The organism is Pseudomonas sp. 43A (assembly GCF_013363935.1).
Classification (GTDB): domain Bacteria; phylum Pseudomonadota; class Gammaproteobacteria; order Pseudomonadales; family Pseudomonadaceae; genus Aquipseudomonas; species Aquipseudomonas crudilactis.
The window spans coordinates 4,987,868-5,003,231 of the sequence record NZ_CP054880.1 but is presented as its reverse complement, the minus strand read 5'-3'; the positions used below and the strand labels follow the sequence as shown (position 1 = coordinate 5,003,231).

Genomic DNA, 15,364 nt, shown 5'->3' with positions numbered 1-15,364 from the left:
AAGAGGCAGTCGGCAATATAGATTGAGCAGCCTCGGCTGCTCTTTTGCTTTACGAGAGAACACCCCATGACCGCCGCCAAAAACCGCATTCTTGAACTGCGCGCTGAACTCGATCAGCACAACTACCGTTATCACGTCCTCGATGAGCCGAGCATTCCGGACGCCGAGTACGACCGGTTGTTCCACGAGCTCAAGGCGCTGGAGGCGGCCAACCCGGAACTGATCACCCGCGACTCGCCGACCCAGCGCGTCGGCAGCGTGGCGCTGACCGCGTTCACTCAGGTGCGTCACGAAGTGCCGATGCTCAGCCTCGGCAACGCCTTCGAAGAAACTGACATGCGCGAGTTCGATCGCCGCGTCACTGAAGGTCTGGATCTGCCGGTCGGCGATCTGTTCGGCGGCAGTGCGGCGGTGGAATACAGCTGCGAGCCGAAACTCGATGGCCTGGCGGTCAGTCTGCTCTATCAGGACGGCGTGCTGGTACGCGGCGCCACACGCGGCGACGGCACTACCGGCGAAGACATCAGCGTCAACGTGCGCACCGTGCGCAATATTCCGCTGAAGCTGCACGGCGAAGGCTGGCCGGCGACGCTGGAGGTGCGCGGTGAAGTGTTCATGTCCAAGGCCGGTTTCGAACGCCTCAACGCCTCGCAACTGGAAGTTGGCGGCAAGACCTTCGCCAACCCGCGCAACGCCGCGGCCGGCAGCTTGCGTCAGCTCGATTCGAAGATCACTGCTAACCGTCCGCTGGAATTCTGCTGCTATGGCATCGGTCAGGTTTCTCACGATATTTCCGACACCCACATCGGCAACCTCAAGCAGTTGCAGAAGTGGGGCATGCCGATCAGCCATGAATTGAAATTGGCCAAAGGCATCGATGAGTGTCTGGATTACTACCGCGACATCGGCGCGCGGCGTAACTCGCTGACGTATGAAATCGATGGCGTGGTGTTCAAGGTCAACAGCATTGCCGATCAGCGTGAACTGGGCTTCCGTGCTCGTGAGCCGCGTTGGGCGATCGCGCACAAATTTCCGGCGATGGAAGAGCTCACCGAGTTGCTCGACGTGGAATTCCAGGTGGGCCGCACTGGCGCCGTGACGCCAGTGGCGCGTCTGAAACCGGTCAAGGTTGCCGGTGTCACCGTGGCCAACGCCACGCTGCACAACATGGACGAAGTCGCGCGTCTGGGCCTGATGATCGGCGATACCGTGATCATTCGCCGTGCCGGTGATGTGATTCCGCAAGTGGTGCAGGTGGTCATGGATCGCCGTCCGGAAAACGCGCGCGCAGTGCAGATTCCCGAGAGTTGCCCGGTGTGCGGTTCGCACGTCGAGCGTACGCAACTGATCAAGCGCAGCAAAGGCAAGGAGACGGTCAGCGAAGGCGCGGTGTATCGCTGCGTCGGACGTCTGGCCTGTGGCGCGCAACTCAAGCAGGCCATCATTCATTTCGTCTCGCGTCGGGCGATGGACATCGAAGGTCTGGGTGACAAGAGCGTTGAGCAACTGGTCGATGAAGGTCTGGTCAGTTCGCCGGCGGATCTGTATGCGCTGAAGTTTGACGACATCGTTGATCTGGAAGGTTTTGCCGAGGTGTCGAGCAACAAGCTGCTCGCGGCCATCGAAGACAGCAAGAAGCCGGGGCTGGCGCGTTTCATCTATGCGCTGGGCATTCCCGATGTCGGCGAGGAGACCGCCAAGGTGCTGGCGCGCTCGCTGGGTTCGCTGGAGCGCGTGCAGCAGGCGCTGCCGCAAGTGCTGACCTACCTGCCGGATGTCGGTCTGGAAGTGGCGCACGAGATTCACAGCTTCTTTGAAGATGCGCATAACCAGCAGGTGATTACTGAATTGCTGGGTCATGGTTTGCAGATTCAGGATCAAGGTGAGTTGGGCGCCGAGTTTGCTGCCAGCACCACGCTCGGGGGCTTTCTCGACAAGTTGCACATTCCTTCGGTCGGCCCGGGTGGCGCGCAGAAACTGGCGGACAAGTTTGGTTCGCTCGAAGCGGTGATGAATGCCGACTGGCTGGACATGCGTCAGGCCTTGCCGGAGAAACAGGCGAATTCGGTGCGTGATTTCTTCAAGTGGGCGAACAATTGGCAACTGGCTAAGGAATCCGAGAAACAACTGCGTGATTTCGGCATGCACTGGCAGAGCGAGAGGAAAGTCGTCGAAGGCTTGCCGCTGTCCGGCGAGACCTGGGTGCTGACCGGCAAGGTCGAGTTGATGAGCCGTGATGTTGCCAAGGAACATCTGGAAAGCCTCGGCGCCAAGGTCGCGGGTTCGGTGTCGGCGAAGACTCATTGCGTAGTCGCGGGCCCCGGCGCCGGTTCCAAATTGACCAAAGCCAATGAGCTGGGCGTGAAAGTGATGGACGAAGAAACCTTCATCGCCTTCCTCAAAACTCACGGCGTCGCCGTTTAAGATCAAAAGATCGCAAACACAGCGCGGGAACGATGTTGTCACGGGAATGATCTAGTCTTGGCAAGCCCCAGGGAGAGATCGCCATGCACCGCTTTTTCGAACAGCTCAGTTCTCGCATCATCGCGCCGTTCGTGGGCGAATCCTCACGCAACAGCAAAGTCTGGCCGTGCCGCTGCGGCCAGTCGCTGTTCTTTCGCAACAGTCAGTGCCTGGCGTGCAACGCCTTGCTCGGTTATCAGCCGGAGGAAAGTCGCCTGACCTCGCTGCAGCCGGGGCCGTATGAGGGCACCTGGGCGCTTGACGCCGACCCCGACGCCGGACTGTTCCGCCGTTGCGCCAACCTCGACACCGCTGCCGCGTGCAACTGGCTGCTGCCGGCCAACGATCACGACAGCCTGTGCGTCGCCTGCAGCCTCAATCGCACCATCCCCGACCTGTCCGCCCCGGACAATCCCGAACGCTGGCGCAAGGTCGAAATTGCCAAGCGTCGACTGGTCGCGCAACTGATCACCCTCGGCCTGCAAGTCATCCCGAAAACCGTCGATGAAGACACTGGGTTGGCCTTCGACTTCATTGGAGTCGACCTCGAAGGCAACGCACCGATGACCGGCCACGCCAACGGCCTGATCACCCTCGACATCAAAGAAGCCGACGACGCCCACCGCGAGCAGGTGAGGGCGGCGATGCACGAACCCTATCGCACGTTGCTCGGGCATTTTCGTCATGAGGTCGGGCATTACTACTGGGATCGCCTGATCGCCAACGGCCCCTGGCTTGATTCATTCCGCAGCCTGTTCGGCGACGAACGCGCCAGTTACGCCGAGGCGCTTGATCGTCACTATCAACAAGGCGCACCGCTGGACTGGCCACAGCACTACGTCAGCGCCTACGCAACCATGCACCCGTGGGAAGACTGGGCGGAAACCTGGGCGCATTACCTGCACATGATGGACGCCGTGGATACGGCGCTGGGTTTTGGCATGAGCGCGCGGGAAATGGATTTCGACTACCAGCCGTTTCCGACCAGCACGCTGTATGACCCGGAGCATCCCGGTGGCGAGGCGTTTCTGTCGTTCGTCAATGCGTGGATCGAACTGGCGGGGATGCTCAATGAACTGTCTCGCAGCATGGGCCAACCGGATTTCTACCCGTTCGTGCTGCCGGCCCCAGCGATTGCCAAGCTGCACTTCATTCATCTGGTGATCCAGCAGGCGGGCGGCAGGGCGGACGAGGTGCTGGCCCTGTAGGCGCTGCCGCAGGCTGCGATCTTTATGTCTTTGACCTTGTTCATATTTTTAATCTGCAACCAACGGTTGTAACTTCGTCTCAGATAGGTACAATGGCGCGGCTCGCCGACAGGCAAGCGTCGTTATGGTGACCCCATCGGTCCCCCCGCAACGATTACCCGTGAACCTGGTCAGAGCCGGAAGGCAGCAGCCACAGCGGGAACATTGTGTGCCGGGGTGTGGCTGGTGGGGTTACCACCTTAACGAACAATCGAACGCTTCAACCAGAACTGCATGGGTTTCGCCCACTGCGGTTTTTTTGTGCCTGCGATTTGTCAGGTCGGCACAAATCCCTTGTAGGAGTGAGCCTGCTCGCGATGGCGGTGGGTCAGTCAACTCATGTTTGGGAGACAGGACGCCATCGCGAGCAGGCTCACTCCTACAGGGGTTATGGGGTGGCTTCAGAGGACCCGGTATAGAGCCGGATAATCTCATCAATCTCCCCGGACATTTTCATCCGCAGCAACGTGCGCAATATCCGTTGCACCGGCACCTTCGGATCATTCCTCACATAGCAACCCACTTTCTGCTCCTGCAAAACCGCCACCCCTTGCAACTGTTGCTCAGGGAGCAGGCGCTGGTTGAACCAGTCCAGCGTCCACTGATTGCTCACCGCATAGCGATAACGCCCGGCCAGCAGTTTCTCCAACACCTGCTCCTGATTGCGCGCATCTTCGCGTTGCAGGTGATCGGCATCGAACAGCGGTTGCAGAGTCGGGTAGGTGTAGCCAAGAACGGTGCCGATGGATTGGCGGGGCAGGTGAGCGGGATCGGCACTGGCCGGCTGATCCTTGCGGCTGATCAGCAGATCACGTTGAAACAGCAGCGGAAGACTCCAGATGTAATCCCCCGACTGATTCGGCAGCCACGACTGCGCGGCATAGCAGCGCACGTCGATCTCTCCATGTTCCATCGACGTTTGCACGCGGGCGCGGGGCAGCACGTGAAACTCGGCCGGTACGCCGACCTGCGTGGCCAGGCTGAGCATCAGGTCGTAAAGAATGCCTTGCGTCGGTCGGCCGCGTTCGTATTGCACCATCGGCATCGCCCAGCTGTCAGGCATGGCGAAGCGCAACGGGGTTTCCGCTGCCGTCACGTTCAGGCTGATTCCCAGCAACGCCCCCACGGCCCACCGCATAAACGCTCCGGTAATTCCCGATCCCGAGCCGATAAAAGCCTCTGCTCATGCAGCTTAGCCATATTAGACGAGGACACCGGATGCAATTTTGCCCTTGCTCCGCTAGCATTAGCCGCTTCAGCTTCCTTCGTTGCGACGGTTTTCGATGAGTTATCAGGTTCTTGCACGTAAATGGCGTCCGCGCTCGTTCCGCGAAATGGTCGGCCAGACCCATGTGCTCAAAGCTCTGATCAATGCCTTGGACAGCCAGCGGCTGCACCACGCGTACCTGTTCACCGGTACGCGCGGGGTGGGTAAAACCACGATTGCGCGGATCATTGCCAAATGCCTGAACTGTGAGACAGGTATCACGTCCAGCCCGTGCGGCGAGTGCTCGGTGTGTCGGGAAATCGACGAGGGTCGCTTCGTCGACCTGATCGAGATCGACGCCGCGAGCCGCACCAAGGTCGAAGACACCCGCGAACTGCTCGATAACGTGCAGTACGCGCCAAGCCGTGGGCGCTTCAAGGTCTACCTGATCGACGAAGTGCACATGCTTTCCAGCCATTCCTTCAATGCGCTGCTGAAAACCCTCGAAGAGCCGCCGCCGTACGTCAAGTTCATCCTCGCGACCACTGACCCGCAGAAACTTCCGGCAACGATTTTGTCGCGCTGCCTGCAGTTCTCGCTGAAGAACATGACGCCGGAACGTGTGGTCGAGCATTTGACCCACGTACTGACCGCCGAAAACGTGCCGTTCGAAGACGATGCACTGTGGCTGCTCGGTCGCGCCGCTGACGGTTCGATGCGGGACGCCATGAGCCTGACCGATCAGGCGATTGCCTTCGGTGAAGGCAAGGTTCTGGCTACCGACGTGCGGGCGATGCTCGGTACGCTGGATCACGGTCAGGTCTATGACGTCCTGCATTCGTTGATCGAAGGCGACGCCAAGGCGTTGCTCGAAGCCGTGCGTCACTTGGCCGAACAAGGCCCGGACTGGAATGGCGTGCTCTCGGAAATTCTCAACGTGCTGCACCGCGTGGCTATCGCTCAGGCGTTGCCGGAAGGCGTCGACAACGGGCATGGCGACCGCGATCGCGTGTTGGCACTGGCGCAGGCCTTGCCGGCCGAAGACGTGCAGTTCTATTACCAGATGGGCCTGATCGGCCGCCGCGATTTGCCGCTGGCGCCGGATCCGCGCGGTGGTTTCGAAATGGTCTTGCTGCGGATGCTGGCCTTCAGACCCGCCGATACCGCGGACGCCCCGAGGCAACCGCTAAAGCCAGTGGGGATCAGCCAGGCCACAGTTGATTCCGCAAACTCAGTGGCTGCCGCGCCTAAACCTGCGCCGGTAGTCGCTGCGGCGGTTGCGCCGGCCCCAGCTCCGGCACCCGTGGCAATACCAGCACCGGCTCCCGAGCCCGCGCCGGTCGCTCCTGTTGCCGCGCCAGAACCTGAGCCTGCGCCCGTCGTCGCCGAAGCCGACGTCGACCTGCCGTGGAATGACCCGGTAGAGCCCGAGGCGGAGCCAGAGCCCGAACCCGCGCAGCAACCTGCGGTCGAACCGGTGCTGGAAACCACCGCCGAGCAACCTGATTTGCCGCCGATGCCGTTGCCGACCCCGGACAGCGTCGTTCCGGAGGCGCCAGAATGGGCCGCCGCACCGATTCCCGAGCCGTCGGTCGCCGAGGTCGATGCCGCTACCCCGGGCATGGACATGGACGACGAACCGCCGCTGGACGAGGATTACATCGAGCCGGACATCGACTCGGCCTACAGCTACCTCGACGAGCTGGCCAGCGAACACGCCGCCGAGCCTGCCCCGGAACCTGAACCGGAACCGGCTGCGGCACCGGCCACAGGTCTTGCGCTGCAATGGCTGGAGCTGTTCCCGAAACTGCCGATCTCCGGCATGACCGGCAGCATCGCCGCCAACTGCACGCTGATTGCGGTCGATGGCGATCATTGGCTGATGCACCTCGACCCGGCGCACAGCGCACTGTTCAACGCCACGCAGCAGCGACGTCTCAACGATGCGTTGAACCAGTTCCACGGCCGCACGCTGAGCCTGACCATCGAGCTGATCAAGCCCGAGCAGGAAACCCCGGCCCAGGCCGCGTCCCGCCGTCGTGCCAACCGTCAGCGCGAGGCGGAGGAGTCGATCCACGGCGATCCGTTCATCCAGCAGATGGTTCAGCAGTTCGGTGCGGTGGTGCGACACGATACTATTGAACCTGTCGATGCCTTGGTCGCCCAAGGCTAATAACTGAAGGTGCTCGGCTTCATTGGCCGGGCGCTGTTTTGATCCAAGTACTTTGAGGTGATTCCCATGATGAAAGGTGGCATGGCCGGCCTGATGAAGCAGGCGCAGCAGATGCAGGAAAAAATGGCCAAGATGCAGGAAGAACTGGCCAACGCCGAAGTCACCGGTAAGGCCGGCGGCGACATGGTCACCGTGGTGATGACCGGTCGTCACGACGTCAAAAGCGTGAGCATTGACCCGAGCCTGGTTGAAGGCATGAGCGAAGATGACAAAGAAATGCTGGAAGCGGTCATCGCCTCCGCCGTCAACGACGCCGTGCGCAAGATTGAAAAGAACAGCCAGGACAAAATGGGCAACATGACCGCCGGCATGAACCTGCCAGCGGGTATGAAACTGCCATTCTGATTCGCCATTCGGCGACAGATGAGCTACACAAAATGCCAGGCATTGCGCCTGGCATTTTTGTTTCTGGCCCTTGGAGGTGCGGTGTCTTTGAGGCCGCCTTCGCGAGCAGGCTCGCTCCCACAGGGGAATGCTTCCCAAATGTGGGAGCGAGCCTGCCCGCGAATGAACTCACCTCAGTACAACTGAATAAACATCGAACGCGCAAAAGCCACAACGGTCTGCTCCCTATACCCGCTGAATTCACTATTCACAGGAGATGCTGACATGTCCGATCCTCTCACGCTCAACCAACGCTTCGTCCTCGCCTCGCGCCCGGTCGGCGCGCCGACCCCGGAAAACTTCCGCCTCGAACGCGAAGCGCTGCCGGATCTTGCGGATGGCGAGGTACTGCTGAAAACCCTCTATCTGTCCCTCGATCCCTACATGCGCGGACGCATGAGCGACGCACCGTCCTACGCTGCGCCGGTACAAATCGGCGAAGTGATGACCGGCGGTGCCGTCAGCCGTGTCGAGGATTCGCGTCATCCAAAATTCCACAAAGGCGATCTGGTGGTCGGCGCCACCGGTTGGCAAAGCCACAGCATCAGCGACGGGCGCAACATCATTCCGATCCCTGCCGGGTTACCGAGCCCGTCGATGGCGCTGGGTGTGTTGGGCATGCCGGGCATGACCGCGTACATGGGTTTGATGGACATCGGTCAGCCTAAAGAAGGCGAAACGCTGGTCGTAGCCGCTGCATCCGGTGCAGTGGGCTCGGTGGTCGGCCAAGTGGCGAAGATCAAAGGCCTGCGTACGGTCGGCGTGGCCGGCGGTGCCGAAAAGTGCAAATACGTGGTTGAGGAACTGGGCTTTGACGCCTGCATCGATCACAAGGCGGCCGATTTCGCCGAGCAACTGGCCAAGGCCTGCCCCGATGGCATCGACATCTATTACGAGAACGTCGGTGGTCATGTGTTCGACGCGGTAGTGCCGCTGCTTAATGCCAAGGCGCGAATCCCGTTGTGTGGCCTGATCGCCGGTTACAACGCCTCCGAAGCGCCGCAAGGCCCGGATCGTCTGCCGCTGCTGCAACGCACGCTGCTGACCAAACGCGTGCGGATTCAGGGCTTCATCGTGTTTGACGACTACGGTGATCGTCAGCCGGAATTCATCAGCCACATGGTGCCGTGGGTGCGCGACGGCAAGGTGAAATTCCGTGAAGACGTGGTCGATGGCCTGGAGCAGGCGCCCGAGGCGTTTATCGGTCTGCTCGAGGGGCGCAACTTCGGCAAACTGGTGGTGCGGGTTGCGCAGGACTGAGTATTTGACGCTGGCCAGAGGCGCGGGTATAAACCGCGTCTCGTTGTTTTGTCGGACTTTTTACCCATGAGCTTCAGCCCTTTGATTCGCCAACTGATCGACGCGCTGCGCACCTTGCCGGGCGTGGGTCAGAAGACCGCCCAGCGCATGGCGTTGCAGATGCTCGAGCGTGACCGCAGCGGCGGCTTGCGACTGGCGCAGGCACTCAGCCAGGCCATGGAAGGCGTCGGTCACTGCCGCCAGTGCCGTACGCTGACCGAAGACGATCTGTGCCCGCAATGCGCCGATACCCGCCGTGACGACACGTTGTTGTGTGTGGTGGAAGGGCCAATGGATGTGTATGCCGTCGAGCAGACCGGTTTCCGTGGCCGCTACTTTGTGCTCAAGGGGCATTTGTCGCCGCTCGATGGCCTGGGGCCGGAGGCGATCGGTATTCCGCAGTTGATGACGCGGATCGAAGAGGCGGGCACGTTTACCGAAGTCATCCTCGCGACCAACCCGACGGTGGAAGGTGAAGCGACGGCGCATTACATTGCTCAGCTGTTGAGCAATAAAGGCCTGATCGCTTCGCGGATTGCCCACGGCGTGCCGTTGGGTGGTGAGCTGGAACTGGTTGATGGCGGCACGCTGGCGCATTCGTTTGCCGGGCGTAAACCGATTTCCCTCTGATAAAAATCAAAAGATCGCAGCCTTCGGCAGCTCCTACAGGGAAACGCGTATTTCCAATGTAGGAGCTGCCGAAGGCTGCGATCTTTTGATCTTCTGCATCTTGTAAACCAAGCAAGCGCTCGGTTAAGTTCGGCGAACCCTTCCGTGGAGCTCTCCCATGCCTGCCTTTCAGGAATACTTCGACCCCAGCCACCAATTGGTCCGCGACAGCGTCAGACGTTTCGTCGAACGCGAGATTCTGCCGGACATCGATCAGTGGGAAGAAGCCGAAAGCTTCCCCCGCGAGTTGTACCTGAAGGCTGGCGCGGCGGGCATCCTTGGCATCGGTTACCCGGAAGCGCTGGGAGGCAGCCATGCAGGCGATTTGTTCGCCAAGGTCGCCGCCAGTGAGGAATTGATGCGCTGTGGCTCTGGCGGCCTGGTAGCGGGGCTGGGCTCGCTGGATATCGGCCTGCCACCGATCGTCAAATGGGCTCGCCCCGACGTGCGTGACCGCGTCGTGCCACAAGTGCTCAGCGGCGAAAAGATCAGTGCCTTGGCAGTCACCGAGCCCGGCGGTGGCTCCGACGTTGCCAACCTGCAAACCCGCGCCGTACGTGACGGCGAGTTCTACCGGGTAAGCGGCAGCAAAACCTTTATCACCAGTGGCGTACGCGCCGATTTCTACACCGTCGCGGTGCGTACCGGTGCGCCGGGATTCGGCGGCATCAGCCTGTTGTTGATCGAGAAGGGCACGCCGGGCTTCACCATTGGCCGTCAGCTTAAGAAAATGGGCTGGTGGGCGTCGGACACGGCTGAATTGTTCTTCGACGATTGTCGTGTACCTGTAGGCAACCTGATCGGAGCCGAGAATATGGGCTTCGCCTGCATCATGGGCAACTTTCAGAGCGAACGGCTGGCGTTGGCATTGATGGCCAACATGACCTCACAGCTTGCACTGGAAGAGAGCCTGAAATGGGCGCGCGAGCGTGAGGCGTTCGGCAAGCCGATCGGCAAATTTCAGGTGATCAAGCATCGCCTCGCCGAGATGGCGACCGCGCTGGAGGTCTCGCGGGAATTCACTTACCGGCAAGCGGCGAAAATGGCGGCGGGGCAGAGCGTGATCAAAGAGATTTCGATGGCGAAGAATTTTGCTACGGATACTTCCGACCGGATTACCACCGAGGCGGTGCAGATTCTTGGTGGGTTGGGTTATATGCGCGAGAGTCTGGTGGAGCGGCTGTATCGGGATAACCGCATCTTGTCGATTGGCGGCGGGACGCGGGAGGTGATGAACGAGATCATCAGCAAGCAGATGGGGCTTTAGGTTTTGCGGTGAGGCTGCCGGCCCCTTCGCGAGCAAGCTCGCTCCCACAGTTGGAATGCGTTCCCCTGTGGGAGCGAGCTTGCTCGCGAAAGCGATGGAACAGGCGCCGCTTACTTATCAGTCAGTGCAAACTGCGTCAGGCAGAAAGTAGGGATACCCATGTCCTGCAGGCGCTGCGAACCTTGCAGCTCCGGCAAGTCAATAATCGCCGCCGCCTCATGCACCCGCGCGCCCATGCGGCGAATCAGGTTGGCCGCCGCAATCAGCGTGCCGCCCGTGGCGATCAAGTCATCGAACATCACCACCGAGTCGCCTTCACACAGGCTGTCAGCGTGCACTTCGAGGAACGCTTCGCCGTACTCGGTTGCGTAACCCTCGGCCAGCACGTCCGCCGGCAGTTTGCCTTGTTTGCGAAACAGCACCAGCGGCTTGTTCAACTGATAGGCCAGCACCGAACCAATCAGGAAACCACGGGCGTCCATCGCGCCGATGTGGGTGAAGTCGGCTTCGACGTAGCGGTGGGCGAAGCTGTCCATCACCAGGCGCAGGGCCTTGGGCGATTGAAACAGCGGGGTGATGTCGCGAAAGATCACGCCTGGTTTCGGGAAGTCGATCACAGGGCGGATAAGCGATTTGATGTCGAAGGAGTCGAAGACCATCGTCGAGGTGTCCTGGCAGGGCTGCAAACGGCGCAGTATACCCGCGGCTGAAACGCTTCGCTCAACCGCGGATCGAGATCAGCCGTCGATCGAGCCGCCGGCCAGTGCGCAGAGCTGGATCGGGTCGAGGATATGAATCTCTTTGCCCTCGGCGGCGATCAGTTCGTTTTGCTGGAAACGGGTGAAGACGCGGGACACGGTTTCCACCGCCAGGCCGAGGTAATTGCCGATTTCGTTGCGCGACATGCTCAGGCGGAACTGATTGGCGGAGAAACCGCGAGCGCGGAAGCGTGCCGAGAGGTTGACCAGAAAGGTGGCGATGCGCTCGTCTGCAGTTTTTTTCGACAACAACAACATCATTTGCTGGTCGTCGCGGATTTCCCGGCTCATCACGCGCATCAACTGGCGGCGCAGCTGCGGCAATTGCAGGGCCAGTTCGTCGAGGCGTTCAAAAGGGATTTCGCAGACCGAGGTGGTTTCCAGTGCCTGGGCGGAGACCGGGTGTTTCTCGGTGTCCATGCCGGACAGGCCGACCAGTTCGCTCGGCAAGTGGAAACCGGTGAGCTGTTCTTCGCCGCTGTCACTCAGGCTGAAGGTCTTCAGGGCGCCGGAGCGTACTGCATAAACGGAATCGAACGTGTCGCCCTGGCGGAACAGGAACTCGCCCTTTTTCAGCGGGCGGCCGCGTTTAACGATTTCGTCCAGCGCATCCATGTCTTCCAGATTCAGAGAAAGTGGCAGGCAGAGAGGGGCCAGGCTGCAATCCTTGCAATGGGCCTGGTTGTGAGCGCGCAGTTTAACTGGCTCGGACATTTCTTAGATCCTTGTGGGAAAACACACATAAGACGTAAGGGTAACCCACGGGAGGACATTCAGGCCAGTCTGGGGCGACTTTGCCCTACAGCCATAAAGCCACAGGGCCAGCAGCCGATAAACAGGTAACAAAGTGCATACAAGGAACGATTCGATGGCCGCCATTGGCACGCTGGGCCCCGGTAACAGCGACGTTGTGGCAGTGCCGGACACGTTTAAAACTTCGTCAGGCAATGCACACGACCCCAGCTCGACCGAAGAGGCAACCCCGACCTTGGTCGAGGGCGTCAAAGTGTCGCTGTCCGGTGCATCGATTGAAAAAGCCGCCAGTGTCGGTGGCGAAAACAGCGACATCGACGATAGCGGATTGCCTGAGAACATCCAGCAATTGCTGAAGATGATCCGCAAACTGCAAAAACAGATCGCCGAGAAAAAGGCGCTTATCGAAGCGATCATGGCCGACAAGCGTCTTTCCAACGAAGAAAAAATCATCAAGGTTGCCAGTCTGCGCGGCGCCATTGCCGCGTTGAACACCGGGTTGATCACGGCCAATCTTGCCCTGTCCAAAGTGGTCGGGCAGTCGGGCCTGACTGCGGATCAGAATATGAAAGTCGGCTCGCTGCTGATGAAAAACTAAATCACCCGCGAGAAACGCTGGCGGTTCTGCTGCTCAAGGTAGGCATCAAACACCATGCATACCGAGCGCACCAGCAGACGCCCCGCCGGCAACACCTCGATTCGTTCGCGATCCAGCTCTATCAGGCCATCGCTGGCCATGCCTTGCAGTTGCGGCCACAGCGCGCCGAAATAACCCTGAAAATCGATGTTGAACTGCTGCTCGATCTCGGCGAATTCCAGGCTGAAATTGCAGATCAGTTGCTGGATCACCGCACGCCGCAAGCGATCATCGGCGTTGCACACCAGACCCCGGCTGGTCGCCAGTTGCGCGGCAGCGAGGGTGTTCTGATAGGCGTTGAGGTCGCTGCTGTTCTGGCAGTAAAGGTCGCCGATCTGACTAATGGCCGACACCCCCAGACCAATCAAATCGCAATGACCGTGGGTGGTGTAACCCTGGAAGTTGCGTTGCAGGGTCTGCTCTTCCTGGGCAATCGCCAGCTCATCATCGGGCAGGGCGAAGTGATCCATGCCGATGTAACGATAGCCAGCGGCGGTGAGCTGTTCGATGGTGCGCTCGAGCATTTCCAGCTTCTGCGCCGGCGCCGGCAACTCATTGCCATTGATCCGCCGCTGCGGCATGAAACGCTCCGGCAGGTGCGCATAGTTGAACACCGAGAGTCGATCCGGTTGCAGGCTGATCACTTCCTCGACGGTGCGGGCGAAGTTTTCCGGGGTCTGTTTGGGCAAGCCGTAGATCAAGTCGATATTGATTGAACGAAATTGCAGGGTGCGCGCGGCATCGATCACCGCACGGGTTTCTTCCAGACTTTGCAGACGATTGACCGCGCGCTGCACCGCCGGATCGAGGTCTTGCAGGCCGATGCTGACCCGGTTGAAACCGAGTTCGCGCAGCAGGCCCATGGTCGACCAGTCGGCTTCGCGCGGGTCGATCTCGATGCCGTAGTCGCCGGAGTCGTCATCCAGCAGATTGAAATGTTTGCGCAGGTGCGCCATCAACTGCCGTAGTTCGTCGTGGCTGAGAAAGGTCGGCGTGCCGCCACCAAAGTGCAGTTGTTCGACTTTCTGTGCCGGGTCGAGATGACAGGCGATCAGCTGGATTTCCTGCTCCAGCCGCTGCAAGTACGGCAGCGCGCGGCCGCGATCCTTGGTGATGACTTTGTTGCAGGCGCAGTAGTAGCAAATGTTCGCGCAGAACGGCACATGCACGTACAGCGACAAGGGGCGCAGGGCTTTGCGGCTGTCGCGCAGGGCATGGAACAAGTCGAAGGTGCCGACCTGACTGTGGAATTGCACGGCCGTCGGATAAGAGGTGTAGCGCGGCCCCGCCAGGTCGTAGCGGCGGATCAGATCAGAGTCCCAACGAATGGCGTCGAGCATGCGGGCGTTCCCCCGGATAGGCTGGCAGTGTGAGCGAGTCTATCGGGGTGCGGTGGTGGGGCTGTTGATTTGCATCAACGGGGAGAGGTGTGTTGATCATGCAGGCCTCTTCGCGAGCAAGCTCGCTCCCACAGATTTTGTGTACGCCTTAAATCCCCTGTGGGAGCGAGCTTGCTCGCGAAGGCCGCGCCGCCGATCTAATGCCCCATCAACCAATGCTGATGCGGCCCGGGCAATGTCCAGATGCCAAACAGAATTACCAGCAACCCACCGGCCATGCGCACACTTCGTTTGCGCAAAATGGCGGTGACGCGTTCTGCCGCGAGGCCCGTGGCGAGCAGCACCGGCCAGGTGCCGAGGCCAAACGCAAGCATCAACAATGCACTGTCCAGCGCATTGCCCTGACTCGCCGACCACAGCAACGTGCTGTAAACCAGCCCACAGGGCAGCCAGCCCCACAATGCGCCAAGCAATAGCGCCCGAGGCAGACTCGACACCGGCAGCAAGCGGTTGGCGACCGGTTGAATGTAACGCCACAGACCGCGCCCGAGGCTTTCAATGCGCGTCAGCCCGCTCCACCATCCGGCCAGATACAAACCCATGGCGATCAGCAGCAACCCGGCCAGCACACGCATGAACAATGCGGCTGGACTGTTAGCCACCGCCCAGCCTGCAAGGCCAATCAGCAATCCGGCGGTGGCATAACTGAGGATCCGTCCCAGGTTGTACGCCAGCAGCAAACGAAAGCGTCGACTGCGCTGTTCCTTGGGAATCGCCAGGGTCAGCGCGCCCATCAAGCCGCCGCACATGCCCAGACAATGCCCGCCACCGAGCAGACCGAGGATCAATGCCGATACCAGCAAGGGCGCCAGTTCAAGCATGGGGTGGGGCCTTGTCGTCCGGTTTGTTGGGGTTGGCTTCGTCCACCGCTGCGGTGTGGTTCGGATCCTGATCGTCGAAGAGGATGCTGTGCGCCGGACCGTCGAGGTCGTCGTACTGGCCGCTGTCCACTGCCCAGAAGAAGATGTAAACGGCGATGGCCACGATCAGCAGGGCGGCCGGGATCATCACGTAGAGAGCTGGCATCTGTACTCCAGACGCCCGCGC

14 protein-coding genes and 1 other RNA gene are annotated in these 15,364 nt (G+C 60.5%); 9 read left to right on the top strand and 6 right to left on the bottom strand.

Annotated elements, in window-relative coordinates; translation table 11 throughout:
* Positions 1 to 66: 66 nt before the first annotated feature.
* The 3 genes from ligA (at position 67) to ffs (ending at position 3,902) form a co-directional block, all read left to right on the top strand.
* On the top strand, positions 67 to 2,424 hold the full coding sequence (gene ligA / locus HUW52_RS21835; RefSeq protein WP_175554887.1) for an NAD-dependent DNA ligase LigA: 2,358 nt from the start codon (positions 67 to 69) through the stop codon (positions 2,422 to 2,424).
* Positions 2,425 to 2,507: 83 nt separating this feature from the next.
* Positions 2,508 to 3,671, top strand: coding sequence for a putative zinc-binding metallopeptidase (locus HUW52_RS21830; RefSeq protein WP_175554886.1), 1,164 nt, complete (start codon positions 2,508 to 2,510; stop codon positions 3,669 to 3,671).
* A 134-nt stretch (positions 3,672 to 3,805) separates the two neighbouring features.
* Positions 3,806 to 3,902, top strand: an RNA gene (gene ffs, locus HUW52_RS21825) — signal recognition particle sRNA small type.
* A gap of 196 nt (positions 3,903 to 4,098) precedes the next feature.
* Here the strand turns inward: ffs and HUW52_RS21820 are convergent.
* Positions 4,099 to 4,848 (bottom strand): ABC transporter substrate-binding protein, encoded by a 750-nt coding sequence (locus tag HUW52_RS21820; RefSeq protein ID WP_175554885.1) that lies wholly within the window; start codon positions 4,846 to 4,848, stop codon positions 4,099 to 4,101.
* Positions 4,849 to 4,993: 145 nt separating this feature from the next.
* On the opposite strand from HUW52_RS21820, the gene dnaX reads away from it, so the two are divergent.
* The 5 genes from dnaX (at position 4,994) to HUW52_RS21795 (ending at position 10,769) form a co-directional block, all read left to right on the top strand.
* A complete protein-coding gene (dnaX, locus tag HUW52_RS21815) occupies positions 4,994 to 7,090 on the top strand; it encodes a DNA polymerase III subunit gamma/tau (RefSeq protein WP_016984748.1) in 2,097 nt (698 codons plus the stop codon).
* 66 nt (positions 7,091 to 7,156) lie between these two features.
* Positions 7,157 to 7,495: a YbaB/EbfC family nucleoid-associated protein gene (locus HUW52_RS21810; protein ID WP_016984747.1), complete on the top strand. Its 339-nt coding sequence runs from the start codon at positions 7,157 to 7,159 to the stop codon at positions 7,493 to 7,495.
* A gap of 264 nt (positions 7,496 to 7,759) precedes the next feature.
* Entirely contained in the window at positions 7,760 to 8,794 is a 1,035-nt protein-coding gene (locus HUW52_RS21805) for an NADP-dependent oxidoreductase (protein WP_175554884.1), read from the top strand.
* Positions 8,795 to 8,860: 66 nt separating this feature from the next.
* On the top strand, positions 8,861 to 9,463 hold the full coding sequence (gene recR / locus HUW52_RS21800) for a recombination mediator RecR (protein WP_007918335.1): 603 nt from the start codon (positions 8,861 to 8,863) through the stop codon (positions 9,461 to 9,463).
* Positions 9,464 to 9,620: 157 nt separating this feature from the next.
* A complete protein-coding gene (locus HUW52_RS21795; RefSeq protein WP_016984744.1) occupies positions 9,621 to 10,769 on the top strand; it encodes an acyl-CoA dehydrogenase family protein in 1,149 nt (382 codons plus the stop codon).
* Between the two features lie 110 nt (positions 10,770 to 10,879).
* On the opposite strand, the gene HUW52_RS21790 is transcribed toward HUW52_RS21795, so the two are convergent.
* Positions 10,880 to 11,428, bottom strand: a complete 549-nt coding sequence (locus HUW52_RS21790) for an adenine phosphoribosyltransferase (protein ID WP_016984743.1) — start codon at positions 11,426 to 11,428, stop codon at positions 10,880 to 10,882.
* Positions 11,429 to 11,506: 78 nt separating this feature from the next.
* Positions 11,507 to 12,241 carry a fumarate/nitrate reduction transcriptional regulator Fnr gene (fnr, locus tag HUW52_RS21785; protein ID WP_016984742.1) on the bottom strand — a complete coding sequence of 245 codons (735 nt, stop codon included), beginning with the start codon at positions 12,239 to 12,241 and terminating at the stop codon, positions 11,507 to 11,509.
* 154 nt (positions 12,242 to 12,395) lie between these two features.
* On the opposite strand from fnr, the gene HUW52_RS21780 reads away from it, so the two are divergent.
* Entirely contained in the window at positions 12,396 to 12,878 is a 483-nt protein-coding gene (locus tag HUW52_RS21780) for a hypothetical protein (RefSeq protein ID WP_175554883.1), read from the top strand.
* On the opposite strand, the gene hemN is transcribed toward HUW52_RS21780, so the two are convergent.
* The 3 genes from hemN to ccoS all read right to left on the bottom strand — a co-directional run bounded on the left by hemN (position 12,875) and on the right by ccoS (position 15,343).
* Positions 12,875 to 14,257, bottom strand: a complete 1,383-nt coding sequence (gene hemN / locus HUW52_RS21775) for an oxygen-independent coproporphyrinogen III oxidase (RefSeq protein WP_175554882.1) — start codon at positions 14,255 to 14,257, stop codon at positions 12,875 to 12,877. The genes HUW52_RS21780 and hemN overlap by 4 nt on opposite strands.
* A 197-nt stretch (positions 14,258 to 14,454) precedes the next feature.
* Positions 14,455 to 15,138: a sulfite exporter TauE/SafE family protein gene (locus tag HUW52_RS21770; protein ID WP_016984739.1), complete on the bottom strand. Its 684-nt coding sequence runs from the start codon at positions 15,136 to 15,138 to the stop codon at positions 14,455 to 14,457.
* Positions 15,131 to 15,343 (bottom strand): cbb3-type cytochrome oxidase assembly protein CcoS, encoded by a 213-nt coding sequence (gene ccoS / locus HUW52_RS21765; protein ID WP_016984738.1) that lies wholly within the window; start codon positions 15,341 to 15,343, stop codon positions 15,131 to 15,133. The genes HUW52_RS21770 and ccoS overlap by 8 nt, the downstream gene beginning before the upstream one ends.
* Positions 15,344 to 15,364 lie beyond the last annotated feature (21 nt).